This is a genomic window from Microbacterium sp. NPDC090225 (assembly GCF_044772365.1).
Taxonomy (GTDB): Bacteria; Actinomycetota; Actinomycetes; order Actinomycetales; family Microbacteriaceae; genus Microbacterium.
In genome coordinates, this window is the sequence record NZ_JBIVYS010000001.1 from 2295091 (window position 1) to 2320670 (window position 25580).

Below are 25580 nucleotides of genomic sequence, written 5' to 3' on the forward strand. Positions count from 1 at the left end.
CGGAAGCCGTTCTAGTCCGAAGGAGGTGGGTAAGTGACGCACCAGTACGAACTCATGGTCATTCTGACCCCCGAGATCGACGAGCGCCAGGTCGCACCTACGCTCGACAAGTTCCTGAAGGTCATCACCAACGATGGTGGCTCGATTGACAAGGTCGACATCTGGGGTAAGCGCCGTCTGGCCTACGAGATCCAGAAGAAGAACGAAGGCATCTACGCCGTCGTCAACTTCACCGCTACCAGCGAGGCCACGCAGGAGCTCGACCGTCAGCTCAAGCTGAACGAGCAGATCATGCGCACCAAGGTCCTCCGCTCGGAAGAGGCTCAGGCGATGGTCGCTTCGGAAGCCAAGCGCTCCGAAGAGAAGGCTGCTCGCAAGGCCGCCAAGGCTGCGAAGGCCTAAGTCCCATGGCCGGCGAAACCGTCATCACCGTTGTGGGAAACCTCACGGCCGACCCCGAGCTGCGTTACACGCAGAACGGGCTGCCGGTGGCGAACTTCACCATCGCATCGACGCCTCGGAACTTCGACCGTGCCGCGAACGAGTGGAAGGACGGCGAAGCGCTGTTCCTCCGCGCATCCGTCTGGCGCGAGTTCGCCGAGCACGTGGCAGGCACGATGACGAAGGGCATGCGCGTCATCGCGCAGGGCCGTCTGCGTCAGCGTTCCTACCAGGACCGCGAGGGCAACCAGCGCACCGCGATCGAGCTGGAGGTCGACGAGATCGGCCCCTCGCTCCGGTACGCGACCGCGCAGGTCACCCGTGCGGCCTCGACCGGCGGTGCCGGCGGTGGCGGCGGAGGACAGTCTCGCCCCGCACAGCAGCAGCAGCAGGTGTCGGAGGAGCCGTGGTCTACCCCCGGCTCGTCGACCAGCGCCGACGCCTGGAGCACTCCGGGCAGCTTCGGCGACGACACCCCGTTCTGATCAACACTTCTGGATCCGCCCCTTCGGGGACGGCATCCGCTCATAACTAAGGAAAAACCATGGCTGGAAAGTCGAGCGGCGACCGCCGCAAGCCGCGGAAGGGTGGCAAGCCCACCGCTCCCGCGAAGTCGATCCGGGTCGGAGTCATCGATTACAAGGATGTCGCCACCCTTCGCAAGTTCGTCTCGGAGCGCGGCAAGATCCGTGCCCGTCGTATCACCGGTGTCTCGGTGCAGGAGCAGCGTCTGATCGCCACGGCGATCAAGAACGCGCGCGAAATGGCGCTCCTGCCCTACGCTGGCGCCGGCCGGTAAGGGGTATCGAGATGGCAAAGCTGATTCTCACGAACGAGGTCGCCGGGCTGGGTAGTGCCGGTGACGTGGTCGAGGTCAAGAACGGGTACGCCCGTAACTACCTCATCCCCCAGGGCTTCGCTACGGCGTGGACCCGTGGTGGCGAAAAGCAGGTCGCATCGATCCAGGCCGCGCGTCAGGCACGCGCGATCCACGATCGTGACGACGCTGTCGCACTGAAGAACGCCCTCGAGGGCACCAAGGTCCGTCTGGCCGTCAAGGCCGGCGCCGCTGGTCGTCTCTTCGGCTCGGTCAAGACCGAGCACGTCGCAGACGCCGTCGCCGCTGCGGGCCTCGGCTCGATCGACAAGCGCAAGGTGCACATCACCTCGCCGATCAAGTCGACCGGTGACCACGAGGCCACGGTTCGTCTGCACGACGACGTGACCGCGGTCATCACGCTGCAGGTCGTCGCCGCGAAATAATCCTGTCTTCGATGGGCCACCGAGCCTGTCGAAGTGCGAACGCCCTCTGTCCTTCGGGACAGGGGGCGTTCGGCGTTTCCGGGGGTGGGCGGCCCGGGAGGGGTGTGCACTAACTCAGGAAAAACGCGGGTTTGGGACCGATTACGGGCCGTTCTGGGCGGGTTTGGTGCGTTCTTCCTGAGTTAGTGCACGCGGCGGGACGCACAACTCCTCAAGAACGGGCCCGAGACGGAGAAAGGCGAGGGTTCGGCGCGGGGTCGGGCCGGTTCTGAGGAGTTGTGAACGGGCGCGACGAATGCCCCGTGCTGGGGGCACGGGGCATCCGCCCTTGCAGCCGCGTCGGGGTCGACGCCGGGCTGGGGACCCGGGGGCAACTCGTCGCTATCTCGGCGACGCGGCGTTCCGGTGGTACGGCGCCTCCTCCCTCCAGGGCGCCGGACCACCGGGGTCCGCGTTACGCCGTGCGGCGGCGCAGCAGGCCCACTCCCGTCAGGAGCAGGAGAACGGCGACGACCACTGGAGCGAACGACGCTGCACCACCGGTGGTGGCGAGGGCGTCAGCTCCTCCGGACGAGGTCGTCATTCCCGCGGCCATGGTGCCGCCCGAGCTCGGACCGACTCCGGTGTCTGTACCCGGCGTCGTGCCGGGGTCAGTTCCGGCATCGGTTCCGGGGTCGGTGCCAGGATCCGTGCCGGGATCCGTTCCCGGGTCGGTACCGGGGTCGGTCCCCGGATCGGTTCCCGGGTCCGTGCCGGTCGGCGTGGTCACCGTGCTGTCACCGATCACCGAGATGGCGTTGTCACCGATCGTGACCGGAACCGTGATCGGCAGACCGATCTGGGTGCCGCCGAGGATGCCGTCGTCGCCGGTGGTGGTGCTGCCGGTGGTGGGGGCGCCCGGGGTGGTGCCGGTGCCGGTCGTGCCGCTGACGTCGCTGTCTCCGGTGAGGGAGATGGCGTTGCCGGTGACGTCGATCGGTGCGGTGACGGGGGCGGTGATCTGGGTGCCGCCGAGGATGCCGTCGTCTCCGGTGGTGGTGCTGCCGGTGGTGGGGGCGCCCGGGGTGGTGCCGGTGCCGGTCGTGCCGCTGACGGCGCTGTCTCCGGTGAGGGAGATGGCGTTGCCGGTGACGTCGATCGGTGCGGTGACGGGGGCGGTGACCTGGGTGCCGCCGAGGATGCCGTCATCGCCGGTGGTGGTGCTGCCGGTGGTGGTGCCACCCGTCGCCGGAGCGGTCGTCGGGTCGCCGGCCGAAGCCGACGTGCCGGTCGAGACGCTGTCGCCGAGGAGGGAGATGGCGTTGCCGGTGACGTTCACGGGAGCGGTGACCGGAGCGGTCACCTGGCTGCCGCCGAGCACACCGTCGTCGCCGCTCGTCGTGGACCACGGAGCCGGGAGCGCCTCGACGTCACCGAGATCGTCTCCCGGTGCCGCCGGTGCCGATTCGCCGCCCGCGACGCCGCTGTCTCCGAGAAGGGAGATGGCATTGCCCGAGATGTCGACCGGAACCGAGATCGGCGCGATCACCTGCGTGCCGCCGCCGATCGCGTCATCGCCCGACGTGCTCGGGGCGACGGCCCCCGTCGGTGCGGTCGTGGGTGCCGGTGCCGCGGCATCCTGACCTGCGGTTTCGCTGTCCCCGAGAAGGGAGATGGCGTTGCCCGAGACGGTGACCGGGACGTCGACGTGCACGAGCGCCTGGGTGCCCGAGAGCAAGCCGTCGACGCCGGTCGTGGTGACCGACGGGGCCGGCGCGGCGGGAGCCGGGGCCGGAGCCTCGGCGGGTGCCGCCGCCTGCTCGCTCGACGAGTCGCCGAGCAGGCTGATGGAGTTGTCGGTGACGGTCACCGGAACGGTGACGTTCACGACCGCCTGCGTTCCGGATGCCGTGCCGGAGTCGCCGTTCGTCGTGGCCGCCGGCGCCGGTGCCGGGGCGGGGGCTGGTGCCGGGGCAGGCGCTGGTGCGGGTACCGGAGCAGGAGCCTGCTGCGCGGAGGAGTCTCCGAGCAGGGAGATCGCATTGTCGACGATCGTGACCGGGACCGAGACCGGGGCCTCGACCTGGGTGCCCGAGAGGACACTGTCGTCTCCCGAGGTGTCTGCCGCGTTCGCGGCCGTTGCGCCGAGCAGGGTGATCCCGCCGGCGAGAAGCGTTCCCCACAGGGCCCGCTTGAGGTAAGTACGCATGATGACTTTCTCCTTGACTGGACTGGGGTGTCTGATGTGGGTGCGCGCGAAGATGTGCGCGCGCAGCACGGCATCTGTCGTCCTCGAGGGGACGACGTGACGACCCGTCAGTCGGGGGAGACGTCGGTGTCGGCGACCGACGACGTCGGCAGGACGTCGTCGGCTGCGCCGGAGGTGCGCTCCACGGCACGGAGCGCGAGAACTCCCGCATCGGTGAGACCGGCGGGAGAGACAGCGGATGCTCCGCCGGACGTGGCGGAGGAAGACGGCGCGAGCGGCCCGCCGGCGGGGGCCGTGGCGGGTCCGGAGGCATGGCCGGATGCGGACGCAGTCGTCGCTGGCGCAGGGGTTTCGGTAGGCGCGAAGAGTGCAGACTCGTCGAGCGGATGCCGGGGCGCGGACGCGAGTGTCGAAGCGGTCGTGGCGGGAGGAGACGCCGCCAGCGCTGCGGTCGGCACGGAAGAGAACCCGGGATCCGGGACCACGACCGGCGGAAGCACGACGGGCGGGAGCGACTCGGTCGGGTCGAGTCCGACCAGCACCGGCGGAAGCGTGTTCTCGACGACTTCGCCGACGATTCCCGTGGTGTCGTCCACGACACCTGTCACGTCGTCGAGGAGCTGCGTGACGCCGAGGTCGCGGAGCAGTCCGCCGACCACCGGCAGTGCGGCGACGGCATCCTGCACCGGATCGACGATCTGCGACACCGGAGCATCCTGCAGCAGGTCGGCCACCGGGGTGACGACGGCCTGCGCGGTGTCGGTGACGGCCTCGACGACGGGGGTCGCCACCTCTCCCACGACCGGGACCTCGGCGACCGTGTCGGTGACGTCCTCGACGACGGCGGGGATGGTCTCGGGAACCGGAGCGACCACCTCGTGCACGACCGGGGCGACGACCTGGTTCACGACGGGCGTGACGACCTGGGTGATGATCGGGTCAGTCACGGCCGTGACGGTGTCGCCGACCGTGGAGACGGTTCCCGTGACGAGGGACGACACTTCTCCGAGAAGGGAGGGCTCGTTCTGCTCGTCGGCATGAGCGGATCCGCCGCCGGTGAGGACGGTGATCGTCGCCCAGGCGAGCGCTCCCAGACCGCCCCACAGGGCGATCGCGGGTACGCCGCGACGGGTTGCTCGAGCGTTCACGTCGACTTCCCCCTCCGAAAGACGATCGTTCCGACGCGCGCTGCGTCGATACCGGGTGACGATACTCCCGGTATATCGCGATGTCTATACCATCTCGCGCGAATCCGATGACAGCTTCCGCAGGATTCCGCGCGTGTCGCCGTGTGACGCGCCCGGTGAAACTCCGGCTTGACTTTCCCCAAGTTCTACACATGTGTCGTCGAGATGAACAAACCTTAAATGTGCAGTTGAAGCCCGTTCCCATCCACAGGGTGGGGAAACAGAAAAGTCCAGGTCTAGGCGAAAAAGAAACTTTGAAGTCGGGGTACTCCACCGGGTTATCCACATGCGTTGTGCACAGACTCTCCGGACTTGTTCGCACGCTCTCCACAGAGTTATCCACAGGCTGTGTTGCGTGTGGATAACGCCGCTCGTAGCGTGGGCGAGCGACCCAATGTCGGAAGTCCGTGATGTGCTGCACAGATGGCCGTTCTCGGCCCGGATGACAGCACGACGCCCCAGGTCCCGGGTGTCGCGGTACCGCAGAACGTCGCAGCGAAGGGAGCAGTGTGTCGATCGCCGACATCTCAGAAGAGCGCATGGGCGGACGCCCGCGCGGACCGGAGCGCACCCCGCCCCACGACCTGCTCGCCGAGCAGAGCGCCCTGGGCGGCATGCTCCTGTCGAAGGATGCCGTCGCCGATGTGATCGAGACGCTCAAGGGCGCTGACTTCTACGTGCCGAAGCACGAACTCATCTTCGAGGCGATCCTCTCGCTCTACTCGCACGGTGAGCCGACCGACGTCGTCGCGGTCACCGACGAGCTCATCAAGACGGGCGAGCTCGGCCGCGCCGGCGGCGCCGACTACCTGCACTCCCTCACCTCGATCGTTCCGACCGCGGCCAACGCCGGCTACTACGCCGGCATCGTGTCGGAGCGTGCGATCCTTCGACGTCTCGTCGACGCCGGAACCCGCATCGTGCAGCTCGGCTACGCGGGCGAGGGCGACGCCACCGACATCGTCAACAACGCGCAGGCCGAGATCTACTCCGTCACCGGAACCGAGACCGCCGAGGACTACGTTCCGCTGACGAACGCGGTCGACGCCGCGATCGAGGAGATCGAAGCCGCCAACGGCCGCGACGGTTCGATGACCGGAATCCCGACCGGATTCCGCGAGCTCGACGAACTCACCAACGGCCTGCACGGTGGGCAGATGATCGTCGTCGCCGCCCGACCCGCCATGGGTAAGTCGACGCTCGCGCTCGACTTCGCGCGCGCGGCATCGATCGGCCACGACTTCCCGTCGATCTTCTTCTCGCTCGAGATGGGCAAGAGCGAGATCGCGATGCGTCTGCTCAGCGCCGAGGGTGCGATCCCGCTGCAGAACATGCGCAAGGGAACCCTCGACCCCCGCGACTGGACCACCGTCGCGGCGACCCGCGGACGCATCAACGACGCGCCGCTCTACATCGACGACAGCCCCAACATGACGCTCGTCGAGATCCGCGCCAAGTGCCGTCGCCTCAAGCAGCGCGCCGGACTGCGCATGGTCATCATCGACTACCTCCAGCTCATGACGTCGGGCAAGCGCGTCGAGTCGCGTCAGCAGGAAGTCTCGGAGTTCTCGCGAAGCCTCAAGCTCATCGCCAAGGAGCTGCAGGTTCCCGTCATCGCCCTGTCGCAACTGAACCGTGGCCCTGAGCAGCGTCAAGACAAGAAGCCCGCGATCAGCGACCTGCGTGAGTCCGGCTCGATCGAGCAGGATGCCGACATGGTGATCCTGCTGCACCGCGACTCGGTCTACGACAAGGACGTGCGCCCGGGTGAGGCCGACCTCATCGTCGCCAAGCACCGTAACGGTCCGACCGCCACGATCACGGTGGCGTTCCAGGGGCACTACTCACGCTTCATGGACATGGCGCCGGGCGGCGACTTCAACTGATAGGTCACGAGAGGGGCGTTGATGAATTCATCAACGCCCCTCTCGCGCACTCACGGGAACATCTGCCGCAACAGCTCCCAGTCGCCCGCCTCGAGCGCCCGCGTCGCGATCGTGCGGGCCTCCGGATGGACGCGCGGGCCGAGCCCCGCCCACACCCGCTGAGCCTCTGCGAGGTCCTGGGCGGCGACCGCGTTGCGCATGAAATCGATGGCGTCGTAGTAGGGGCCGGTCTGCTCGCCGGGCTGCACGTCGAACGGCTCGTATGGGCTGACCCAGGGCAGGGTCGGATCCGGGCGCAGGTAGAGGACGTCTCCCGGATTGATGTTCACCCGCACGTGGTTGTGCGACTGCACGGTGACGTAGTCGATGCAGAATCGCTCGCCGATCGCGATGGGGCTGTCACCCGGCGCGACCATGTACGCGTAGATCTCGCCGTCGTCGTCCTTCAGCACCTCGCCGCTCGCCAACTCCGACGGCCCCATCTCGACGAGCTCTCCGAGGAGCTTCGAATAGAACGGGCCGTCGTCGTCGGCCATCGTGTTGATCCGCGCATTGGTGGTGCAGTCGCCCGGGCCGCCGGCGGGCACCGAGATGCCGTCGCCGAGGTCGACCAGGCCGTCGTCGGATGCCGGGTCAGCGGTCGGCTCCGATTCCGCGGACCCCGCACCGAAGAACCCGTCGGCCCACGATGCGGCACCGAGGAACACCGGTGCGGCGAGGATGGCCAGACCCGTGACCGTCGCCGCGGACACGACCATCGTGATCTTCGTCGAACGCTTCATCGTGCCCAGCATCCCATCGCCGACGCCGAAAGCGCCAGCATCCGCCTACCGCTTCCCCACCCGCACGTACCGATGCTCGGGCCGCCCGGTCGTGCCGTAGCGCAGGCGCACCTCGACCTGGCCTCGAGTCGCGAGAGCCGCGAGATGGCGCTGCGCGGTCGCGCGCGAGATGCCCACGCGCTCGGCCACCTCCGCAGCGGATGCCTCGTCGTCGTCTCCGAGGCCGTCGAGGATGAGCTGCTCGGTCGCTGAGCGCGACACGGTCGAGGGCTCGGCGCCGCCGGCCATGATCGACATCGCGCGGTCGATGCGCTCCTGGGTGAGCGCCGCGTCGCCGACGAGCAGATTGCGCATGCGGGCGTAGCGGCGCAGCCGGTCGACGAGGGCTGCGGCGTCGAAGGGCTTGGCGAGGTAGGCGAGGGCCCCGGCGTTGATCGCCCGCCGCACGGTCACGGCATCCGTCGCGGCCGACAGCACGAAGGCGTCGCGCTCGGTGTCGGCGACGAAGCGGATGCCGTCGCCATCCGGCAGATACGCATCGACCAGCAGCAGGTCGGGCTGATGCGCGCGCAGCGCCTGGCGGGCGGCGTCGAGCGTGTGCTCCGCCTCGAGCGGGGTGAACCCGGGCACGCTCGCCACCGCGTCGCGGTGCAGGCCCGCGACGCGGAAGTCGTCGTCGATCACGAGCACGCGGATGTCGTCGGTCACTGTTCCTCCAGATGCCGGTCGTCGTCGGGCGGTCGGACCGCCGAGGGGATGCGGGCGCCGAAGACGGCGCCACCGCCGTCGCCGCCCGGCGAGATCAGCCACACGTCCCCACCGCGGCGGCGGACGAGGTCGCGGGAGAGCGGGAGCCCGTAGCCGTGGCCGTGCACGGGTCCGGCATCCGATGCGTCGGAACCGGGGCGCACGGCGATCGTCTCTGTGGTCGGGGCGAAGGGGTCGCGGTCGGGCGGGATGATGCCCGCACCGGAGTCGGCGACCGTCAGCACCAACTCGCTGCCGTCGGTGAGGAGGGTGACCTCGACCTGTCGCGGCTCGACGCCTGCAACGGCGGCGCGGATCGCGTTGTCGACCAGGTTGCCCAGCACGGCTGCGACGTCTTCGGCGGCGGTCACCTCTCCGAGTAGGAGCGTGTCATCGGTGATGACCAGCGCGACACCGCGCTCGCGGGCCGTGACCGCGGTCGCTCCGAGGAACGACTGCAGGAAAGGATCGGGCACGCGCTCGACGCCGGCCACGTCGACGCCCACCGACCCGCGGTGCGTGAGTTCGTCGAGGAAGGCGCGCGCCTCGCGCCCGCGGTCGGCGTCGAGCAGGCCGGAGACCACGTGCAGGCGATTGGCGAACTCGTGACGCTGCACCCGGAGTGCCTCGGTCGTCGCTCGCACGGTCTCGAGGCGACCGGCGAGGGCCTCGATGTCGGTGCGATCCCGCACGACGACGACCACTCCGAGCGGTCGCTCCTCGCGCACGACCGGGCGGGCATCGAGGTACAGCACGCGGTCGCCGACCACCGTCTCGGCGCTCGCCCCGCGGCCGTCGAGCAGGCGTCGCACGGTGTCGTCGAGGCCGAGCGACGAGGCGCGGCGACCGACGGGCGAGTCGAGCCGCAGCATCCGCTCCGCCGCGCTGTTGCAGACGCGCACGACCCCGTCGGGGTCGACGGCGAAGACTCCGTCGCCCACTCCCTCGAGCACTGCGGCCTGATTCTGCACGAGCGCGACGAGGTCTTCGGGCTGCAGGCCCAGCGTGAGGCGTTCGAAGCGGCGGCGCAGCAGCAGGGTGGCCAGGGCGGCGAGACCCAGGGCCGCGACCGCGGCGACCGCGATCGTCGCGATCAGGGCGGGCAGTTCGTCGAAGACGCTCGCGCGTTCGAATCCGACGCTCACCTCACCGACCGGGGGCTCTCCGGCGGCCGCGTAGATCGGCACCTTGGCTCGCGCCGATTCGCCGAGCGTGCCCACCTCCCAGTCGACGACTTCGGTTCCGCGCAGCACCTCTTCGAACGGGGTCGAGACGACCTGGCCGAGCAGATCCTGGTTGGGGTGGGCGAGGCGGATGCCGTGATCGTCGGTGATCACGACGAACAGGGCATCGGTGCGATCGGCTACGTCGATCGAGATCTGCTGCAGGGGTCCGTCGCGCAGCGCCGCTGCCTCGGGGGTGCCGGGGTCGGCCGAGAACTCGGCGACGAGCTGACGGACATCGGGGTCCTCGGCGAGGGTGCGGGCGATGTTGAGCGCGGTCGCCTCGGACTCGGCGCGCAGCTGCTGCACGGCGAGCCACCCGAAGACGAGGGTGCAGACGGTGACGACCGCCGCGACGGTCGCGAGCTGAACCAGCAGCAGACGGGTGGCGAAACGCACCGGTGCACCTCCCTCGTCGCGTCGTGAGCACAATGCGCAGAACACACGCTACGCGCACAACGTGCGGCAATGCGACTTAGCGCGCGCGCCGTCTGCGCTCGACCTAGTCTCTCGGGATGCGCCGCACGCGGTGCTCCGCTCTGATGCACGACACGACGAAGGAGTCGATGTGAACGTGGAACCTGGGATCCTGCTCTCCGCCGAGGAGGGCTACGCGACGGCGTTCCTGCCGCCCGAGGGCGTGCTCGTGGCGCTCGGGTTCACAATGGTGCTCGTCTTCATGGCGCTCATCATGACCCGCCGCCTCACCCCGATGGTCGCCCTCATCCTGGTGCCGACGGTCTTCGGACTCTTCGCCGGCGCCGGTCTCGGCCTCGGTGAGATGATCATCGACGCGATCTCCGACATGGCCCCGACCGCTGCGCTGCTGATGTTCGCGATCATGTACTTCGGCATCATGATCGACGTCGGCCTCTTCGATCCGCTCATCCGCTTCATCACTCGTCTGCTCGGCGACGACCCGGCGAAGATCGTGCTCGGCACGGCGATCCTGGCGGGCGCGGTCTCGCTCGACGGCGACGGGTCGACGACCTTCATCATCACGACCTCGGCGATGCTGCCCATCTACCTGAAGCTGGGCATGAACCCGGTCGTGCTCACCTGCGTCGCCGGTCTCATGAACGGCACCATGAACATCGTCCCCTGGGGCGGCCCGACCGTGCGCGCCGCGACCGCGCTCGGCCTGCAGCCCACCGACGTCTTCGTGCCGATGCTGCCCTCGCTCGGCGCCGGGCTCATCGTGGCTCTGCTCTTCGCCTGGTTCCTCGGCCTGGGGGAGCGCAAGCGCCTCGGCAGCATCGACCCCGAGCGCTTCGGCGGCTCGGCGGGCACCGGCTCGAAGATGTTCCGCGGCGGCAACGCCACCCCCGGTGCCCGCGCGACGCTGCGCACCGGCAACATCGTCACCCTCGCCGGTGGCCGCGGAGGCCTGCCGGCCGCGACCGCGCTGCTCGACCGTGAGGACACGGCGATGGCCGACACCATGCTCGACCCGAACCGCGCCACGTTGCGCCCGAAGCTCATCTGGGTCAACCTCGCCCTCACCGCGGCGGTGATGGTGCTGCTCGTCGCCGACATCTTCCCGCTCGCGTACGTCTTCATGGTCGGTGCGGCGGTCGCGCTGGTGATCAACTTCCCGAAGCTCAAGAGTCAGGCCGACGAGATCGTCGCCCATGCCCCGAGCATCGTGGGTGTCGTGTCGATGGTGCTCGCCGCCGGCGTGCTCGTCGGCGTGCTGAACGGGACGGGCATGGTCGACGCGATGGCGGGCTGGATCACCACCGCGATCCCCACGGCCATGGGCCCGTTCCTCGCGGTGATCACCGGCATCCTGTCGATCCCGCTGACGTTCTTCATGTCGAACGACGCGTTCTACTACGGCATCCTGCCGGTGCTGGCGCAGAGTGCCGAGCACTTCGGTATCGAGCCCGTCGAGATGGCGCGCGCGTCGATCACCGGACAGCCCGTGCACCTGCAGAGCCCGCTGGTGCCGGCGATCCTGCTGCTCGTCTCGCTCGCGAGCGTCAACCTCGGCGACCACCACAAGAAGGTGCTGTGGCGTGCGTGCGCGGTGTCGCTGGTGATGCTCGCGGTCGGTGTGCTGGTGGGGGCGGTGCCGCTCGCGGCGTGACACTCGGGAGCGCCCGCCCGCATGCGCCCGCCCGAGTGCGGTCAGTGCGTTACCGACGGATGCCGACTTAGACGGTGTTCGACGAGATGCCACCCGTGAGTCGGTTGTCGAAGTCGACGACGTGGGCGCGTGTGTCGTCGAACACCGTCGCGAGCGTCGTCAGGAACTCCTGGTCGGGCGGGTCGTCCGACCACAGGGCGAAGACGCCGCGATCGGCGAGATGCTGCGCGAGTGCCGTGAGCCCGGCTTCGGTGTAGAGATCGGCGTGGCTCGGGTCGAGGGTGTGGCGGGGCGAGTGGTCGACGTCGAGGAGGATCGCGTCGTAGCGTCGAGACGCGGCATCCGGTGCCTGGCGCACGACGGCGAAGAAGTCGTCGTGCGTGAGGGTGGTGCGGGCGTCGCGCACGAGGCGCGGCGAGACAGGCAGGAGTTCGCGCTCGTGCCAGCCGATGACGGCGGGAAGAGCGTCGATCACCTCGAGCCGGGCCACCCGGTCGTCGGCGAGGGCGGTCACCGCGGTGTATCCGAGTCCGAGTCCGCCGACGAGAACGCTCAACTCGTCGCCATCGGCGGCGGCGAGGCCCAGGGTGGCGAGCTCCTCTTCGGCGACGGTGAACAGGCTCGACATCAGGTACTCATCCTTGAGCTTCACCTCGTAGATCATCTCGCCCGTGACCGGGTCTTCCCGGCGGCGGAGCACGAGGTCGCCCATCCGGGTCGGCTGCCAGTCGAGCTCTTCGAATCGCGCGATCATTCCGCCACCTCTCATCGCCGACCCCTCACCCTACGCGCACGTCGGCCCGCACTCGGACCGAGTGAGGGCTCAGCTCGTGAGCAGTGCGACCGCGGCGACGCTCAGCCACGCGAACATGCCGACGTAGATCAGGCGCTCGGCGAGGCCGAACACCGGTTTCAGAGGTCGCACGACCGATGCCAGGATCGTCACGGCGCTCGCCGCGGTCATCACCCAGCCGAGAAGGGTCGAAGCGTTCGCGGCTCCGTCGATTCCGGCGGCCGAGAACGCGATGCCGGTCATGAATCCACCGACGGATGCCGCGGCGAACGCGCCGAAGGCGAGCAGGTTGTGCCGACGCCCCGTGGCCGTGCGGGGTGCGTCCGCGGCATCCATCGGCACCCAGCTGATCGGGCCGCGGGTCAGCGCGAGTGCCGCCAGGGCGATCAGTGCGGCGAGGGCCGACGGGATGCCGCCGGCGAGGAGTGCTCCCGCGAGGGCGACAGCCGCCACCGCGGTCGCGAGGGTCTGCGTACGGTAGAGGGCGCGCCAGCGCGAGATGCCGTAGGCGCTGACGGGGTCGCGCAGGGGAGACAGTCCGCTCGGCACGATGTGCAGGGCGATCAGGGCGACGACCGCGACGGCGACCCCGAGCAGGGTGAGCGCCGCGAGTGCGGTGATCATGCGGGCGAGGCCGCCTCGTAGCCGGATGCCGGAACGATCGGCGTGTGCTTCGGCTGCCACACCGACGAGTCCCAGGCGAGGATGCCGTACCAGACCGGAGTGAGCAGGATCGCGAGGAGGAAGAACACGCCGGGCTTGCCGAACGCCTCTTGGATCTTGAGGCCCGCCATGATCAGGAACACCAGGTAGAGCAGCGTGCCCACGACCGGGATCAGCCCGATCAGCACCCACCAGCCCTTCTGCCCGCCGAGCTGGAGCACGCGCCAGGTGTTGAAGAGCGGGACCCACGCGGGCCAGGCCTTCAGCCCGGCCTTTCGGAAGATCCCCATGAGGGCGAATCCGTAGAAGACGTACACGGCCAACCCGCTCACGAGCGACCACACGTACGCCACCGTCAGATCGACGGCCATTGCAGCATCCATCATTACCCCCGGTTACCGATATATCGCTGTTGTCGAGCAACAGTATGGCGCAGAACTGCCCGCGGGTCACGGAAAAATCCCGCAGCGCGGTCAGCTCTGCGTGAGCAGCGTGCGCGCCCAGCCGCGCGCGACGACGAAGGGCTCGGCGAACGTCGCCATGCCGACCGTGACGATCGCCCCTTCGTAGAGGAGCATCATCGCCTGGGCCATCGCGCGGGGGTCGCGGATCCCGGCCTCGGTGCACAGCTCGTCGAACAGGTCGAACAGCCACACCTTCTGGCGAGAGACCTCGGGGAAGACCGGGTGGTCGTCGTTGCCCTCGCCGATCTCGGCGCGGGCGTTGATGGCGCTGCAGCCCTTGGGGCTGTTGTCGTCGGACCAGGTGATCGCGGCGTCGAAGATCGCGAGCACGCGCTCGATGCCCGGCTCGGGAACCCGGGCGAGGTGCGCGGCGACGTGGTCGCGCCAGCGGGCGTCACGGTGCTGGAGGTAGGCGACGACGAGCGCCTCCTTCGACCCGAAGCGGTCGTAGAGGGTCTTCTTGGTGACGCCGGCGACCTCGGCGATCGTGTCGACACCGACCGCATGGATGCCGCGCTCGTAGAAGAGCTGCGAAGCGGCGTCGAGCACGCGACGTGCTCCGGGGGTCAGAGGCGCGAGTTCGGGAACGGACGAGGTCATGCAAAAACTATACCAACCTGTATAGTCGGAGGCATGAGTAAACAGATCGGTGTACTTCGCGGACTGCTCACGGCCACAGCAGCAGCCGCCTTCATCGTCACCTGGAGCTCGGGCTTCATCATCCCGGCGTTCGCCACGGTCGACGTCGCGCCGCTCACGCTGCTCGTCTGGCGGTTCGTGCCCCTGGCGATCGTGCTCCTGTTCATCGTCCGGATTTCGGGGGCCGCGAAGGGGGTCATCCGTCGCGACGTGCGCACCCAGGCCCTGATCGGACTCTTCGCGCAGTTCGGATACTGCGCCGCCGTCTACGGAGCGGTCGCGACCGGCATCGCCACGGGCACGGTCGCGCTGATCGATGCGGTGCAGCCCCTCATCGTCGCGGTGCTCGTCGGACCGATCCTCGGGCTGCGCGTGCGGGGATCGCAGTGGGCCGGCCTCGCCATCGGCGCCGTCGGGGTGCTGCTCGTCGTGCGCTCGCAGTTCGGGTCGTCGGCCGCGCCTCCGGTCGCCTACCTCCTGCCGGCCACCGCGATGGTGTGCCTGATCGTCGGCACGTTCCTGCAGCGGCGATCCACGGCACAGATCGGGGTGCTCGTGACGCTCGCCATCCACGTCACCGTCACCGCCGTCCTGCTGCTGATCGTCTCGGCGGCGACGGGATCGCTCGTGCCCCCGGCATCCGCATCGTTCTGGCTCGCCGTCGTGCTCACCGCTCTCTTCCCGACCCTCGCCGCCTACGGCCTCTACTGGTGGTTGTTGCGGCGCGTCGGCATCACCGCCCTGCAGGCGCTGCTGTTCCTCATCGCGCCGGCGACGGCGATCGCCGGCGGCATCCTGCTCGGCGAACCCCTCACGATCGTGACGTTCATCGGCTTCGCGCTCTGCGGCCTCGGCGTCGCCGCCGTGCTCCGGGGTGAGGCGAAGACGCGGCGAGAGCAGTCGGCGCTCGCCGCGTGAGGTGCGGGGTCCGCGTGGTGACGGTCAGGCCCGCTCGACCGGCACCAGCGTCACGTCGCGCAGTTCATCGCCGTCGACGACCGCCGTCATCAGGGTGCAGACGGGCTGGCGCCGACGGTCGGTCGGTGAACCGGGATTGAGCAGACGGATGCCGCGGGGCGTCCGAGAGTCCCACGGGATGTGGCTGTGCCCGAACACCAGAACGTCGAGTGCGGCGTCCGGGTACGCGAGGTCCATGCGACCCTCACGGCCCGTGGCCGCACCGGTCTCGTGCACCACGCCCACGGTGAGCCCTTCGATCGCCTCGACGGCGAACTCCGGCATCCGCTCGCGCAACTCGTCGCCGTCGTTGTTGCCCCACACCCCGATCAGCCGTTCGGCCCGGGCGTCGAGCGTCTCGAACGTCGCGAGGTCGACCCAGTCGCCGGCGTGGATGACGACATCGGCGCGGTCGACCTCGCGCCACACGTCGTCCGGAAGGCGCTTCGCCCGCGCGGGCACGTGCGTGTCGGCGAGCAGCAGCAGTCGCGTGACCACTGCTCAGAGGTCGTTGGGCGAGAGGTCGCCCTCGCCGTCCTCGCCGATCTCGGCGATCACCGGGTCGCCCTCCTGCGTCTCGGGCTGGAGGCCGCTCGACGGCAGATCCGTCGCCGGGATCTCGTCGTCGACCGACGGCAGTTCGTCGGGGTCGGCGCCGATCGCGGTGCTCTCGTCGATGTCGGCGCCGGCGTCGATGGCCTCGGTGCGCTCCCATTCGGCCTGAGCGGGATCGTCGGACGGGTCGGCGAACGAGGTCGCCTCGTCATCGCGGGTCGGCTGGATCGCGTCGGGGTTCGAGACGATGTGGGCGTCGGTGTTCTCGGTAGTCATGGGATCCTCCAGTCGGATGGTGGGTGCATCCAGCCTGTCGAGGCGGATGCCGTGATGCGATGGCCTTGACGACTGCGCGTCGTGCGGGGTGCCGGCCCTTCGTCTCGCTGCGCTCGCTCAGGAACCGGGGTTCGGTTCCTGAGCGAGGAGCGCAGTGACGAGACGAAGCGCCGCAGCGATCAGGGAGTAGGCATGCCGCCGTTGACGTTGAGCGTCTCGCCGATGACGTAGCTCGACTCGGCCGACGCGAGGTACACGTAGGCCGGGGCGAGTTCGGCCGGCTGGCCCATGCGGCCGAGAGGCGTCTCCTCGCCGAACTGGTCGATCTTCTCCTGGGGCTGGCCGTCGCTCGGCTGCAGCGGGGTCCAGATCGGCCCCGGGGCGACGGCGTTCACACGGATGCCCTTCGGTGCGAGCTGCTGGGCGAGTCCCTTCGTGAAGGCGTTGATCGTGGCCTTGGTCGACGCGTAGTCGACGAGGATGTCGGACGGCGAGTACGCCTGGATCGACGTGGTGTTGATGATCGCGGATCCGGCGGGCAGATGGGGGAGCGCGGCCTTCGTGATCCAGAACATCGCGTAGACGTTCGTCTTGAACGTGTCGTCGAACTGCTCGTCGGTGATGTCGGTCAGCGACTCCTGGTAGACCTGCTTCCCGCCGTTGTTGACGAGGATGTCGAGACCGCCGAGGGCTCCGACCGTCTCGGCGACGAGCGTGCGGCAGTACTCGGGATCGCGCAGGTCGCCGGGGAAGGTCGCGACCTTGACCCCCGCATCGCGAACGATGCCGGCGATCCGGTCCGCGTCCTCCTGCTCCTCGGGGAGGTAGGAGAGCGCGACGTCGGCACCTTCGCGGGCGAAGGCGATCGCGGTGGCGGCGCCGATACCGGAGTCGCCACCGGTGATGAGGGCCTTGCGGCCGGTCAGTCGGCCGGAGCCGCGGTAGCTCTCCTCACCGAGATCGGCCTTCGGGGCGAGGTCCGCATCGAGGCCCGGCTCGGGCATGTGCTGCTTCTGCGGCTCGATGTCGGCATACAGCTCGGCGGGGTTGGTGAAGGTGTACTGGTCACGGGACATGGTGTTCCCCTTCCTTGTTTCGTGTGGGTCGGTCAGGTGCGGTCGCGCAACAGCTCGTCAGGGACGACGTCGCGGATGGTCATGGCGGCGGTGAGGAAAGCGAGATGGCTGAGTGCCTGCGGGGTGTTGCCCCAGGCCGAGCCGTCGTCGGCGTCGATCATCTCGGCGTAGATGCCCACGTCGTTGGCATGGGCGATGAGTTCGTCCATGAGGGTGAGGGCCTCATCGTGACGGCCGACGCAGGCGAGCGCCTCGGCACGCCAGAACGCGCACGCCACGAAGGTCTTCTCCTCGGCATCCGCCCCGCTGTAGCGATAGAGCAGCGGCCCCGCGCCGAGCTCGTCGGACAGCGCGTCGATCGTCGACGACATGCGCTCCCCGCGATCGAAGCCCGAGGGGGCGTGGAGCAGCACCGAGGCGTCGAGCTCCTCCGAGCCGGCGTAGAAGACGTACGCCGAGCGGTCGGGGGACCAGCCGTTCTCGTCGATCCACCCGCGGATGCGCTCGCGCTCGGACCTCCAACGATCGGCGCTCCCGGGGATCGCACCGGCATCCGCGAGTGCGACGGCGTCGTCGAGGGCCTTCCAGCAGCCCATCTTCGACGAGACGTAGTGCCGCTCCTCGGGGAGTTCCCACATGCCCGAGTCCGGGTTGCGCCACAGATCGCACGTGCGGTCGGCGACGCCCGCGAGCATCCGCGCCGTGCCGATGTCGAGCACGTTGCCCGCATCGACGTAGGTGCGGCAGATCGCGAGGAGGTCGCCGTAGACGCCGAGCTGCAGCTGGTCGCCCGCGGGGTTCCCGGTCACGACCGGTCCGATCCCGCGCCAGCCCTCGACGTCGTACTCGTGGGGCTCGGGCACGAGCCCGCCGTCGAGCGTGTACATGACGTGGAGCTCGGGGCCGTGGTCGCGGATCGTGCGGAGCATCCACGACAGCGCGGCCTGGGTCTCCTCCCGCAGCCCGAAGCGCACCAGGGCATGGGCCGTGTAGGCGAGGTCGCGCACCCAGGCGTGACGGTAGTCCCAGTTCTTGCCCCCGGCCGGGTTCTCGGGCAGCGATGTGGTGGCGGCAGCGGCGATGGCACCCGACGGGCTGTAGATGAGCAGTTTTAGGGCGAGCGCGCTGCGCTGCACGTGTTCGCTCCACGGCCCGTCGTAAGAGAAGACGCGCGACCAGTGCTCCCAGTTGCCGATCGTGCGGTCGATGCCGTCGTCGACGTTGTGGGGATCGGGGATGTGGAGCGGTTCGTCGTGCGTGGCCGCGAGGGCGATCAGATGGCGGGATCCCGGCGTCGTCGAGAATGCGCCGTCGAGCCGCGGCCCGTCGGCTCCGTCGGGATCGGGATGCCGTGGTCCGTGATCGAAGCCCACGATGGCGAACGCCGTGGCGCCGCTGCGCACCACCGGGCCGTGGTCGGTGTTCTCGATCCAGGGTGCCGCCGTGCGCAGCGACGTGCCGGGGCGCACGCACCAGTGCATGTCCACGGAGCCCTCGATGCCGTCGATCCGCCGGGCGAGCTCGGCCCACGGCAGCCGCCCGGCGACACCCGAGACCAGGGCGTCCGTGACGCGGACGCGTCCGGCATCCGTCACGAAGGTCGTCTCGAGCACGTTCGTCTCGGGCACGTAGCGCCGCTCGGCGTGGAAGTCGGCGACGGGCCGCAGCTCGAAACATCCGCCCGTCTCCTCGTCGAGGAGGCGCGCGAACACCGGGAGATCGGTGAGATCGGGCAGCGGGAGCCAGTCGATGCAGCCATCCGTGCCGATCAGCGCGACCGTGCGGCCGTCGCCGATCGGAGCGTAGGTCTCCAGCGGGCGACCGGTGGGGGTGGAGGGCATGTCGCCATCGTGCGCGCCTCGGACGGATGCGGCAAAAGCCTTGCGTGATGGCCGCGCACTCGCTATCGCGCGGGGCGGCACCCGCTCGTACGACCGCTTAGCAGCAGCGCGCGTCGTGCGTCAATGGTCGCGGGCCGATGAGGTCGATTCGGGGGTGGCTCGTACGCTCGGAGTACAACGAGTCGGCACTGCCGGTTCTGCGTCGGTCGAACCGGACGGCGCGCTTCTGCTCTCTCTCGGTCAGGAGCGACACCCCGGGGGGCGGAGCGCTCTGCGCACCTCTCGTCGACTTCGCCGGTCCTCCGTCTCGGGCGACGGAGGACCGGACAGTCTTCCTCCGAGGGGCGATCAGAGTCGATTCGCCCCGGCGTCGAGATCGAAGTCGACGACCCAGGCGCCGTCCTCCTCGTCGGCATCGCCGTCGGCGGCCCGCCGCTTCGGATAGGAGGGGTGCGAGCGCAGGCGCGCGGCGTGCTCCGAGAAGTCCGGATCGGCGCCCGTCGAGGCGTGCGGTCCGACCAGGACGTCGTTGCCGACGCCGACCACGAGCTCGGCCAGATCCTCTTCGCCGTCGACGAGGATCGGGATCTGCAGGGCCTGCGACCCTCCCTCGTTCGCGATCTCGGCGGCGAGGACGACCAGAGCGTCCGCGACGTCGTCGGTGGTGACGAGCTGCTGAGCGGCGTAGGAGACGAGTTTCATGGCGACAGCCTGTCAGGGAGTCGGCGAAAGGGGAGCGGGGTTGCGGCGGACGCCGTCGACCGGGTAGCGCGACGGCGACGGCTATTCTCGAACCCATGCCCGCCTACCCCGAGAACCGCACGCTGAACATCGCGGATTCGCTCAACGCGCTGCCCCCGGGGTCGCCAGTGACCGAGGTGGCGCGGCGGCTGCTCGACCTGTTCACCGGGGGGGACATCGCTCCCGGAACGCGGCTGCCTCCCGAGCGGCAGCTCGCCGCGACGCTCGAGGTGGGGCGCTCGGCGGTACGCGAAGCGCTCGCGGCGCTCGAGATCCTCGGCATCGTCGACGTGCGTCCCGGATCCGGCACGTACCTGCGCGGATCGGCGAGCGACCTGCTGCCGCAGACCCTGCGCTGGGGGCTGCTCATCGGCGACCGCAACACCGCCGAACTCATCGAGCTGCGGTCGGGTCTCGAGATCTACGTCGCCCGCCTGGCGGCCGCACGGGCGGATGCCTCGGCCGTCGCCGCGCTCACGACGACCCTCGAGGCGATGCGCGCATCGAAGGACGACTTCACCGCATTCGCCGCGGCCGACAGCCGCTTCCATCGCGCTCTCTCGGAGGCCGCCGCGAACGGCACGATCGTCGACATGCTGCACGTCGTGCGGTCGCTGCTGCAGGTGTACTCCGACCGCGCCGTGCACGACACCGAGAGCGTGATGACCGCGATCGAGGAGCACGACGCGATCCTGCGGGCGGTCGCGGCATCCGATGAGAATGCCGCCGCCGCCGCGATGGCGACGCACATGTCGACCGCGCTGCTGCGACTGAGCGGCGACGCCGCAAGCTGAGTCATTGCCCGGCAGCGGGCGTCACCGCGCTTGCAATTGGTCAACCGGTTTGTCAATATAGACCCGGGTCGGCACCGGCGACCCGACCGACGGCCACCGACAGAGGAGTCACCGTGGACAGCATCCGCACGACGAACGCGAGCGCGCGATGACCCGACTCTGGAACGCGCCCGCCGACTTCGCCGACGAGATGATCGAGGGCTTCGTCGCCGCCCACCGCCGGTCGGTGCGCCGCGCGAACGGCGGCGTCATCCGCAGCACCGTGATCCCCGACGGGCAGGTCGCCGTCGTGATCGGTGGGGGATCGGGGCACTATCCGGCCTTCGGCGGACTGGTCGGGCAGGGCTTCGCGCACGGCGCCGCGATGGGCAACCTCTTCGCCTCGCCCTCGGCCCAGCAGGTCTACGCGATCGCGAAGGCCGTCGACCGCGGCGCCGGGGTCTTCCTCAGCTACGGCAACTACGCCGGCGACGTGCTCAACTTCGATGCCGCGCAGGAGAAGCTGCGCGCCGAAGGCATCCCCACGCAGACCGTCACCGTCACCGACGACATCTTCAGCGCCCCGCCCGCCGAGAAGCACAAGCGTCGCGGCATCGCCGGCGACCTCACCGTCTTCCGCACGGCGTCGGCCGCGGCCGAGGCGGGCTACGACCTCGACGGCGTCACCCGCGTCGCCGCCCTCGCGAACGACCGCACCCGCTCCTTCGGCGTGGCCTTCACGGGCTGCACGCTGCCCGGTGCCCCCGCGCCCCTGTTCTCGGTGCCGAGCGGGCGCATGGCGATCGGCCTCGGCATCCACGGCGAACCCGGCATCGACGAGACCGACATCCCGACCGCCGACGGGCTCGCGCAGTTGCTCGTCGAACGTCTTCTCGACGAGATCCCCGAGGGCGTCTCGGTCGAGGGCGCGCGCGTCGTGCCGATCCTCAACGGACTCGGTTCACTCAAGTACGAGGAGATGTTCGTCGTCTACCGGCGCATCGCACAGCTGCTCGAAGCCGCCGGCCTCGTGCTCGTCGACCCGCACGTCGGTGAGTACTGCACGAGCTTCGACATGGCGGGCACCTCGCTCACGCTCTTCTGGCTCGACGACGAACTCGAGCGCCTGTGGGACACCCCGGTCGACGCCCCCGCCTACCGCCGCGGGTCGGTCATCGCGGCCGCGCAGTCCGACGCCCAGGAGTTCGCGGTCGAGGTGCACGAGATCATGCCCGGCGACGACGCGTCGCAGCGGGCGGCGCAGACGGTGCGCGCGGCGCTGCGGGTGATCGTCGACACCATCGACACCCACGCCGACGAGCTCGGACGGATCGACGCGATTGCCGGAGACGGCGACCACGGCATCGGCATGCAGCGCGGATCGCACGCCGCGCTGGCCGCGGGAATCGCCGCGGCGGATGCCGGGGCGGGGGCCCGGACCGCCCTCGCCGCCGCGGCCGACGCCTGGGCCGACAGGGCCGGTGGCACCTCGGGGGCCCTCTGGGGCGTGATCCTGAACGCCGTCGCCGCACGCCTCGGCGACGCGGGAACACCGGATGCCGCGGCCGTCGCCGCCGGTGTCGCCGAGGGACTGCGCGGGGTGCAGGAGTACGGCAGGGCCGAGGTCGGCGACAAGACCCTCGTCGACGCGCTGGTGCCGTTCGCCGCGACCCTGCAGGCGGGCGCCCGCGACGGGGAGCGGCTGCGGGATGCCTGGGCCTCGGCCGCGGCATCCGCCACCGACGCCGCCGTCGCGACCGCCGATCTGCTGCCGCGGATGGGTCGAGCGCGCACCCACGGCGAGCACTCCGTCGGCACCCCCGACCCCGGTGCGATCTCGCTCGCACTGATCGCCACCGCTCTCGGCGAGCTCCTCGCCACTCGGGACTCCGCCCGGGATCTCGCCGTACAGGACTGAAGGAAGACGACATGACCGACCAGCTGCGCCTCGTCATCGGCTGCGATGACGCCGGATTCGACTACAAGGAGATCCTCAAGGGCGACCTCGAGCAGAACCCCGGCGTCGCGTCGGTGGTCGATGTCGGCGTCGACGCCGACGGGCACACCGCCTACCCGCGCGTGGCGATCGCCGCCGCCGAACTGGTCGCTGCGGGCGAGGCCGACCGTGCTCTGCTCATCTGCGGCACGGGCCTCGGCGTCGCGATCGCGGCCAACAAGGTCGCGGGAATCCGTGCCGTCACGGCGCACGACTCGTTCTCGGTCGAGCGCGCCGTGCTCTCGAACAACGCCCAGGTGCTCACGATGGGCCAGCGCGTCGTCGGCATCGAGCTCGCCCGTCGCCTCGTGCGCGAGTGGCTCGGCTACCGGTTCGACACCACCAGCGCGAGCGCCGAGAAGGTCGCCGTCATCGACGCGTACGAGACCACCGGCGCCTGCTGATGCCGCAGGTCACGGTCGGGGTGAGCCTGAAGACGTACTTCGGGCACGAGCGGGCGCGCGCCTGGTTCGACGACGTCGCCGCGCGTGTGCGCGACCACGACGCCGTGCGCTCCGGTGCGGTGTCGTTCTTCGTGACCCCGACCTATCTGCAGGTGCTGCCCGCGCTCGCCGCCTTCGCCGGAACGCCGGTGCGCATCGGTGGGCAGGACGTCTCGGCGGACGAGCCCGGCGCCTTCACGGGCGAGGTCACCGCCGCCGAGCTCGCCGAGGTCGGCGCCACGATCGCCGAAATCGGGCACGCCGAGCGCCGCCGCCTCTACGGCGAGACCGATGAGGTCGTCGCCGCGAAGGTGGGCGCAGCACTCGGAGCCCGGCTCACCCCGCTGCTCTGCATCGGCGAGAGCGAGCGTCAGTCACCGACGGATGCCGCGGACGTCGCCGTCGCCCAACTGCGATCCGCGCTGACGGATGCCCCCGCCGGCGCCGTGATCGTCGCCTACGAGCCGGTCTGGGCGATCGGTGCCCCCGAGCCCGCGCCCCACGAGCACGTGCGCGTCGTCGCGACGGCGCTGCGAGCGACCCTCCACGCCGACGCCGCCCGCGCGGCGTCGGTCGTGATCTACGGCGGCGCGGCGGGACCGGGGCTGCTCGCCGCCCTCGGCGACGCGGTCGACGGGGTGTTCCTCGGGCGCTTCGCGCACGACCCCGATGCCCTCGTCTCGGTGCTCGACGAGGCATCCGCCCTGGCCCGCCGTCGCGAAGGCGGCGCCGCATGATCGGCCTCGGCACCTATGCGTACTTCTGGCAGCACTCCGATCGCGCACCCGAACAGCTCACCCTGATCGGCGCCTTCGAAGACACCAAGGCGCAAGGCGTCGACCTCTTCCAGATCTGCGACTTCGCGCCGCTCGACACGATGAGCGATGCCGAGGTGCGCGATGCGGCCCGGGCCGCGCGCGATCTCGGCCTCACGATCGAACTCGGTACCAAGGGCATCGTGCCCGAGCACCTCACCCGCTACCTGCGCCTCGCCGAGGTCTTCGACGCGCGACTCGTGCGCGGCATGCTCTACGGCCCCGACTCGCGCCCGACGCTCGCCGAGGCCGAGACCTCGCTGCGCAGCAGCATGCGCGCTTTCGAACGCGCGGGCGTCACGCTCGCCCTCGAGACCTACGAGCAGGTCGCGACCGCCGACCTGCTCGGCGTGATCGACCGGGTCGGCAGCCCGCGGCTGGGCATCTGCCTCGACCCCGCGAACGTGGTCGCCCGGCTCGAGCATCCGCAGACCTGCACCGAGCAGACCGCGCGACTCGTGAAGAACGTGCACGTGAAGGACTTCGCCTTCGCCCGGCAGGACGGCTGGGTCGGGTTCACCTACTCGGGCACCGCGATGGGCTCGGGCCTCCACGACTACGCCCACCTGCTCGAGACCGTTCGTCCGCGCGAGCGCGGCATCAACGAGATCGTCGAGCACTGGCTGCCCTGGCAGGGCGACGCCGCGACCACCATCCGAACCGAGCGGGAATGGACCCGCATCACACTCGAACTGCTGAGGAGCACCCCATGACCGACACTTCGACAGCCGCGGCGACCGAGACGGCGACCTACAGGATCGCCGTGATCGGCGCGGGCGGCAAGATGGGCATGCGCGTCTCGAACAACCTCGTGAAGACCGACCACACGGTCTGGTACGTCGAGAACTCGCCGGCCGGCCAGCAGCGCACGATCGACGCGGGACGCGAACTGACCGATGCCGCGACCGCCGTCGCCGACGCCGACATCGTCGTGCTCGCCGTGCCCGACCTCGCCCTCGGCCCGGTCACCGCCGACCTCGTGCCGCAGTTGCGCCCCGGCGCGATCGTGCTCACGCTCGACCCGGCCGCCGCCTACGCCGGACTGCTCACCACGCGCGACGACGTCATCCAGGCGGTCGCGCACCCGTGCCACCCGTCGATCTTCCTGCAGCGCGAGACGCCCGAGCAGTGGGCCGACACCTTCGGCGGGATCGCCGCCCCGCAGGACGCGATCGCCGCGATCGAGAGCGACGACCCCGCCAAGCAGGCCATCGTCGAAGCGACCGTGCGCGCGATCTACGCCCCCGTCATCGACGTGCACTGGGTCACGATCAAGCAGCTCGCGCAGCTCGAGCCGACCCTCGTCGAGACCGTCGCCTGCATGATCGGCGCGCTCCTCAACGAGGCGCTCGACGAGACCGTCAAGACCATGGGCGTGCCGGAGGCGGCGGCGCGCAGCATCCTCTACGGTCACACCCAGGTCGCGCTCGCCAACGGTCTGCGCGGCGACAACCCGTTCTCGGACGCCTGCCTGATCGCCATGGACTACGGCCGCGAGTCGATCATCAAAGACGACTGGAAGAAGATCTTCCGCGACGACGAGCTCGACAAGAACCTCGCCCGCATGCTGCACCTCGACCGCATCGAGCGGTAGGCCGCGGGGCGGTTTCGAGGAAGGGGCGGATGCTGCGGCATCCGCCCCTTTATCGTGTGCGCCTGCGATGCTTCGACAGGCTCAGCAACCCAGGCGGGTGGGCTCAGTGACCGAGGGGTGCCGGAACTGGGTCCCTGAGCCTGTCGAA

The 25580-nt window shown here is 69.8% G+C and carries 27 protein-coding genes; 13 read left to right on the forward strand and 14 right to left on the reverse strand.

Going from position 1 to position 25580, the window contains the following annotated elements:
- Positions 1-33 precede the first annotated feature (33 nt).
- From rpsF to rplI, 4 genes are read left to right on the forward strand one after another with little or no spacing between them, the layout of a single operon-like run.
- Positions 34-402 carry a 30S ribosomal protein S6 gene (gene rpsF, locus ACIQTT_RS10980; protein ID WP_029264265.1) on the forward strand — a complete coding sequence of 123 codons (369 nt, stop codon included), beginning with the start codon at positions 34-36 and terminating at the stop codon, positions 400-402.
- A 5-nt stretch (positions 403-407) separates the two neighbouring features.
- A complete protein-coding gene (locus tag ACIQTT_RS10985; protein WP_402789530.1) occupies positions 408-926 on the forward strand; it encodes a single-stranded DNA-binding protein in 519 nt (172 codons plus the stop codon).
- A gap of 59 nt (positions 927-985) precedes the next feature.
- Complete coding sequence (rpsR, locus tag ACIQTT_RS10990) at positions 986-1240, forward strand: 30S ribosomal protein S18 (protein WP_017829850.1); 255 nt, start codon at positions 986-988, stop codon at positions 1238-1240.
- An 11-nt stretch (positions 1241-1251) separates the two neighbouring features.
- Positions 1252-1704, forward strand: a complete 453-nt coding sequence (gene rplI, locus ACIQTT_RS10995; protein ID WP_247624087.1) for a 50S ribosomal protein L9 — start codon at positions 1252-1254, stop codon at positions 1702-1704.
- Between the two features lie 454 nt (positions 1705-2158).
- On the opposite strand, the gene ACIQTT_RS11000 is transcribed toward rplI, so the two are convergent.
- Positions 2159-3892 (reverse strand): chaplin family protein, encoded by a 1734-nt coding sequence (locus ACIQTT_RS11000; protein WP_402789535.1) that lies wholly within the window; start codon positions 3890-3892, stop codon positions 2159-2161.
- Between the two features lie 107 nt (positions 3893-3999).
- Positions 4000-5040: a hypothetical protein gene (locus ACIQTT_RS11005; protein WP_402789538.1), complete on the reverse strand. Its 1041-nt coding sequence runs from the start codon at positions 5038-5040 to the stop codon at positions 4000-4002.
- Positions 5041-5618: 578 nt separating this feature from the next.
- Between ACIQTT_RS11005 and dnaB the strand changes: the two genes are divergently transcribed.
- Positions 5619-6965, forward strand: a complete 1347-nt coding sequence (gene dnaB / locus ACIQTT_RS11010) for a replicative DNA helicase (RefSeq protein ID WP_402791174.1) — start codon at positions 5619-5621, stop codon at positions 6963-6965.
- Between the two features lie 50 nt (positions 6966-7015).
- Here the strand turns inward: dnaB and ACIQTT_RS11015 are convergent, their stop codons facing one another.
- Genes ACIQTT_RS11015 through ACIQTT_RS11025 form a run of 3 tightly spaced genes read right to left on the reverse strand, consistent with a single transcriptional unit; the run spans position 7016 to position 10116 of the window.
- The gene (locus ACIQTT_RS11015) at positions 7016-7747 is read right to left on the reverse strand and encodes a hypothetical protein (protein WP_402789541.1); all 732 of its coding nucleotides are present in this window, start codon (positions 7745-7747) and stop codon (positions 7016-7018) included.
- Positions 7748-7792: 45 nt separating this feature from the next.
- Positions 7793-8455: a response regulator gene (locus ACIQTT_RS11020; RefSeq protein WP_402789544.1), complete on the reverse strand. Its 663-nt coding sequence runs from the start codon at positions 8453-8455 to the stop codon at positions 7793-7795.
- Positions 8452-10116, reverse strand: coding sequence for an ATP-binding protein (locus tag ACIQTT_RS11025; RefSeq protein WP_402789547.1), 1665 nt, complete (start codon positions 10114-10116; stop codon positions 8452-8454). The genes ACIQTT_RS11020 and ACIQTT_RS11025 overlap by 4 nt, the downstream gene beginning before the upstream one ends.
- A gap of 265 nt (positions 10117-10381) precedes the next feature.
- Here ACIQTT_RS11025 and ACIQTT_RS11030 point away from each other — a divergent pair, with 265 nt between their 5' ends.
- Positions 10382-11806, forward strand: coding sequence for a CitMHS family transporter (locus ACIQTT_RS11030; RefSeq protein ID WP_402791177.1), 1425 nt, complete (start codon positions 10382-10384; stop codon positions 11804-11806).
- A 67-nt stretch (positions 11807-11873) separates the two neighbouring features.
- Here ACIQTT_RS11030 and ACIQTT_RS11035 read toward each other — a convergent pair whose 3' ends face one another.
- From ACIQTT_RS11035 to ACIQTT_RS11050, 4 genes are all read right to left on the reverse strand, one after another.
- The gene (locus tag ACIQTT_RS11035; protein ID WP_402789550.1) at positions 11874-12560 is read right to left on the reverse strand and encodes a spermidine synthase; all 687 of its coding nucleotides are present in this window, start codon (positions 12558-12560) and stop codon (positions 11874-11876) included.
- A 69-nt stretch (positions 12561-12629) separates the two neighbouring features.
- Entirely contained in the window at positions 12630-13223 is a 594-nt protein-coding gene (locus ACIQTT_RS11040; protein WP_402789553.1) for a DUF998 domain-containing protein, read from the reverse strand.
- Complete coding sequence (locus ACIQTT_RS11045; protein ID WP_402789556.1) at positions 13220-13633, reverse strand: DUF5684 domain-containing protein; 414 nt, start codon at positions 13631-13633, stop codon at positions 13220-13222. The genes ACIQTT_RS11040 and ACIQTT_RS11045 overlap by 4 nt, the downstream gene beginning before the upstream one ends.
- A gap of 102 nt (positions 13634-13735) precedes the next feature.
- Positions 13736-14326: a TetR/AcrR family transcriptional regulator gene (locus ACIQTT_RS11050; protein WP_402789559.1), complete on the reverse strand. Its 591-nt coding sequence runs from the start codon at positions 14324-14326 to the stop codon at positions 13736-13738.
- Positions 14327-14359: 33 nt separating this feature from the next.
- On the opposite strand from ACIQTT_RS11050, the gene ACIQTT_RS11055 reads away from it, so the two are divergent.
- Positions 14360-15283 (forward strand): DMT family transporter, encoded by a 924-nt coding sequence (locus tag ACIQTT_RS11055; RefSeq protein ID WP_402789562.1) that lies wholly within the window; start codon positions 14360-14362, stop codon positions 15281-15283.
- A 24-nt stretch (positions 15284-15307) separates the two neighbouring features.
- Here the strand turns inward: ACIQTT_RS11055 and ACIQTT_RS11060 are convergent, their stop codons facing one another.
- From ACIQTT_RS11060 to ACIQTT_RS11080, 5 genes are all read right to left on the reverse strand, one after another.
- Complete coding sequence (locus ACIQTT_RS11060) at positions 15308-15820, reverse strand: metallophosphoesterase family protein (protein ID WP_402789565.1); 513 nt, start codon at positions 15818-15820, stop codon at positions 15308-15310.
- A gap of 3 nt (positions 15821-15823) precedes the next feature.
- Positions 15824-16153, reverse strand: coding sequence for a sugar ABC transporter ATPase (locus tag ACIQTT_RS11065; RefSeq protein ID WP_402789566.1), 330 nt, complete (start codon positions 16151-16153; stop codon positions 15824-15826).
- 179 nt (positions 16154-16332) lie between these two features.
- Positions 16333-17229 carry an SDR family oxidoreductase gene (locus ACIQTT_RS11070; RefSeq protein WP_402789568.1) on the reverse strand — a complete coding sequence of 299 codons (897 nt, stop codon included), beginning with the start codon at positions 17227-17229 and terminating at the stop codon, positions 16333-16335.
- 32 nt (positions 17230-17261) lie between these two features.
- Complete coding sequence (locus ACIQTT_RS11075) at positions 17262-19070, reverse strand: glycoside hydrolase family 15 protein (RefSeq protein ID WP_402789571.1); 1809 nt, start codon at positions 19068-19070, stop codon at positions 17262-17264.
- Between the two features lie 348 nt (positions 19071-19418).
- On the reverse strand, positions 19419-19772 hold the full coding sequence (locus ACIQTT_RS11080; RefSeq protein ID WP_402789574.1) for a hypothetical protein: 354 nt from the start codon (positions 19770-19772) through the stop codon (positions 19419-19421).
- Positions 19773-19867: 95 nt separating this feature from the next.
- Between ACIQTT_RS11080 and ACIQTT_RS11085 the strand changes: the two genes are divergently transcribed.
- From ACIQTT_RS11085 to ACIQTT_RS11110, 6 genes are all read left to right on the forward strand, one after another.
- Positions 19868-20605 carry a FadR/GntR family transcriptional regulator gene (locus tag ACIQTT_RS11085; RefSeq protein WP_402789577.1) on the forward strand — a complete coding sequence of 246 codons (738 nt, stop codon included), beginning with the start codon at positions 19868-19870 and terminating at the stop codon, positions 20603-20605.
- A gap of 148 nt (positions 20606-20753) precedes the next feature.
- A complete protein-coding gene (locus ACIQTT_RS11090; RefSeq protein ID WP_402789579.1) occupies positions 20754-22502 on the forward strand; it encodes a dihydroxyacetone kinase family protein in 1749 nt (582 codons plus the stop codon).
- An 11-nt stretch (positions 22503-22513) separates the two neighbouring features.
- On the forward strand, positions 22514-22984 hold the full coding sequence (locus ACIQTT_RS11095; RefSeq protein ID WP_402789582.1) for a ribose-5-phosphate isomerase: 471 nt from the start codon (positions 22514-22516) through the stop codon (positions 22982-22984).
- Positions 22984-23760, forward strand: a complete 777-nt coding sequence (locus ACIQTT_RS11100) for a triose-phosphate isomerase family protein (protein WP_402789585.1) — start codon at positions 22984-22986, stop codon at positions 23758-23760. Before ACIQTT_RS11095 ends, ACIQTT_RS11100 begins: the two co-directional genes overlap by 1 nt.
- Positions 23757-24551, forward strand: coding sequence for a sugar phosphate isomerase/epimerase family protein (locus ACIQTT_RS11105; protein ID WP_402789588.1), 795 nt, complete (start codon positions 23757-23759; stop codon positions 24549-24551). Before ACIQTT_RS11100 ends, ACIQTT_RS11105 begins: the two co-directional genes overlap by 4 nt.
- Positions 24548-25432 carry a phosphogluconate dehydrogenase C-terminal domain-containing protein gene (locus ACIQTT_RS11110; protein WP_402789590.1) on the forward strand — a complete coding sequence of 295 codons (885 nt, stop codon included), beginning with the start codon at positions 24548-24550 and terminating at the stop codon, positions 25430-25432. Before ACIQTT_RS11105 ends, ACIQTT_RS11110 begins: the two co-directional genes overlap by 4 nt.
- Positions 25433-25580 lie beyond the last annotated feature (148 nt).

What these genes read in the sequence shown, in the direction of transcription:
- ACIQTT_RS10985 (WP_402789530.1), top strand. Translation starts at nt 408, where the DNA reads ATGGCCGGCGAAACCGTCATCACCGTTGTGGGAAACCTCACGGCCGAC.
- rpsR (WP_017829850.1), top strand. Translation starts at nt 986, where the DNA reads ATGGCTGGAAAGTCGAGCGGCGACCGCCGCAAGCCGCGGAAGGGTGGC.
- rplI (WP_247624087.1), top strand. Translation starts at nt 1,252, where the DNA reads ATGGCAAAGCTGATTCTCACGAACGAGGTCGCCGGGCTGGGTAGTGCC.
- ACIQTT_RS11000 (WP_402789535.1), bottom strand. Translation starts at nt 3,892, where the DNA reads ATGCGTACTTACCTCAAGCGGGCCCTGTGGGGAACGCTTCTCGCCGGC.
- dnaB (WP_402791174.1), top strand. Translation starts at nt 5,619, where the DNA reads ATGGGCGGACGCCCGCGCGGACCGGAGCGCACCCCGCCCCACGACCTG.
- ACIQTT_RS11015 (WP_402789541.1), bottom strand. Translation starts at nt 7,747, where the DNA reads ATGAAGCGTTCGACGAAGATCACGATGGTCGTGTCCGCGGCGACGGTC.
- ACIQTT_RS11030 (WP_402791177.1), top strand. Translation starts at nt 10,382, where the DNA reads ATGGTGCTCGTCTTCATGGCGCTCATCATGACCCGCCGCCTCACCCCG.
- ACIQTT_RS11035 (WP_402789550.1), bottom strand. Translation starts at nt 12,560, where the DNA reads ATGATCGCGCGATTCGAAGAGCTCGACTGGCAGCCGACCCGGATGGGC.
- ACIQTT_RS11040 (WP_402789553.1), bottom strand. Translation starts at nt 13,223, where the DNA reads ATGATCACCGCACTCGCGGCGCTCACCCTGCTCGGGGTCGCCGTCGCG.
- ACIQTT_RS11045 (WP_402789556.1), bottom strand. Translation starts at nt 13,633, where the DNA reads ATGGCCGTCGATCTGACGGTGGCGTACGTGTGGTCGCTCGTGAGCGGG.
- ACIQTT_RS11050 (WP_402789559.1), bottom strand. Translation starts at nt 14,326, where the DNA reads ATGACCTCGTCCGTTCCCGAACTCGCGCCTCTGACCCCCGGAGCACGT.
- ACIQTT_RS11055 (WP_402789562.1), top strand. Translation starts at nt 14,360, where the DNA reads ATGAGTAAACAGATCGGTGTACTTCGCGGACTGCTCACGGCCACAGCA.
- ACIQTT_RS11065 (WP_402789566.1), bottom strand. Translation starts at nt 16,153, where the DNA reads ATGACTACCGAGAACACCGACGCCCACATCGTCTCGAACCCCGACGCG.
- ACIQTT_RS11070 (WP_402789568.1), bottom strand. Translation starts at nt 17,229, where the DNA reads ATGTCCCGTGACCAGTACACCTTCACCAACCCCGCCGAGCTGTATGCC.
- ACIQTT_RS11075 (WP_402789571.1), bottom strand. Translation starts at nt 19,070, where the DNA reads ATGCCCTCCACCCCCACCGGTCGCCCGCTGGAGACCTACGCTCCGATC.
- ACIQTT_RS11080 (WP_402789574.1), bottom strand. Translation starts at nt 19,772, where the DNA reads ATGAAACTCGTCTCCTACGCCGCTCAGCAGCTCGTCACCACCGACGAC.
- ACIQTT_RS11085 (WP_402789577.1), top strand. Translation starts at nt 19,868, where the DNA reads ATGCCCGCCTACCCCGAGAACCGCACGCTGAACATCGCGGATTCGCTC.
- ACIQTT_RS11090 (WP_402789579.1), top strand. Translation starts at nt 20,754, where the DNA reads ATGACCCGACTCTGGAACGCGCCCGCCGACTTCGCCGACGAGATGATC.
- ACIQTT_RS11095 (WP_402789582.1), top strand. Translation starts at nt 22,514, where the DNA reads ATGACCGACCAGCTGCGCCTCGTCATCGGCTGCGATGACGCCGGATTC.
- ACIQTT_RS11100 (WP_402789585.1), top strand. Translation starts at nt 22,984, where the DNA reads ATGCCGCAGGTCACGGTCGGGGTGAGCCTGAAGACGTACTTCGGGCAC.
- ACIQTT_RS11105 (WP_402789588.1), top strand. Translation starts at nt 23,757, where the DNA reads ATGATCGGCCTCGGCACCTATGCGTACTTCTGGCAGCACTCCGATCGC.
- ACIQTT_RS11110 (WP_402789590.1), top strand. Translation starts at nt 24,548, where the DNA reads ATGACCGACACTTCGACAGCCGCGGCGACCGAGACGGCGACCTACAGG.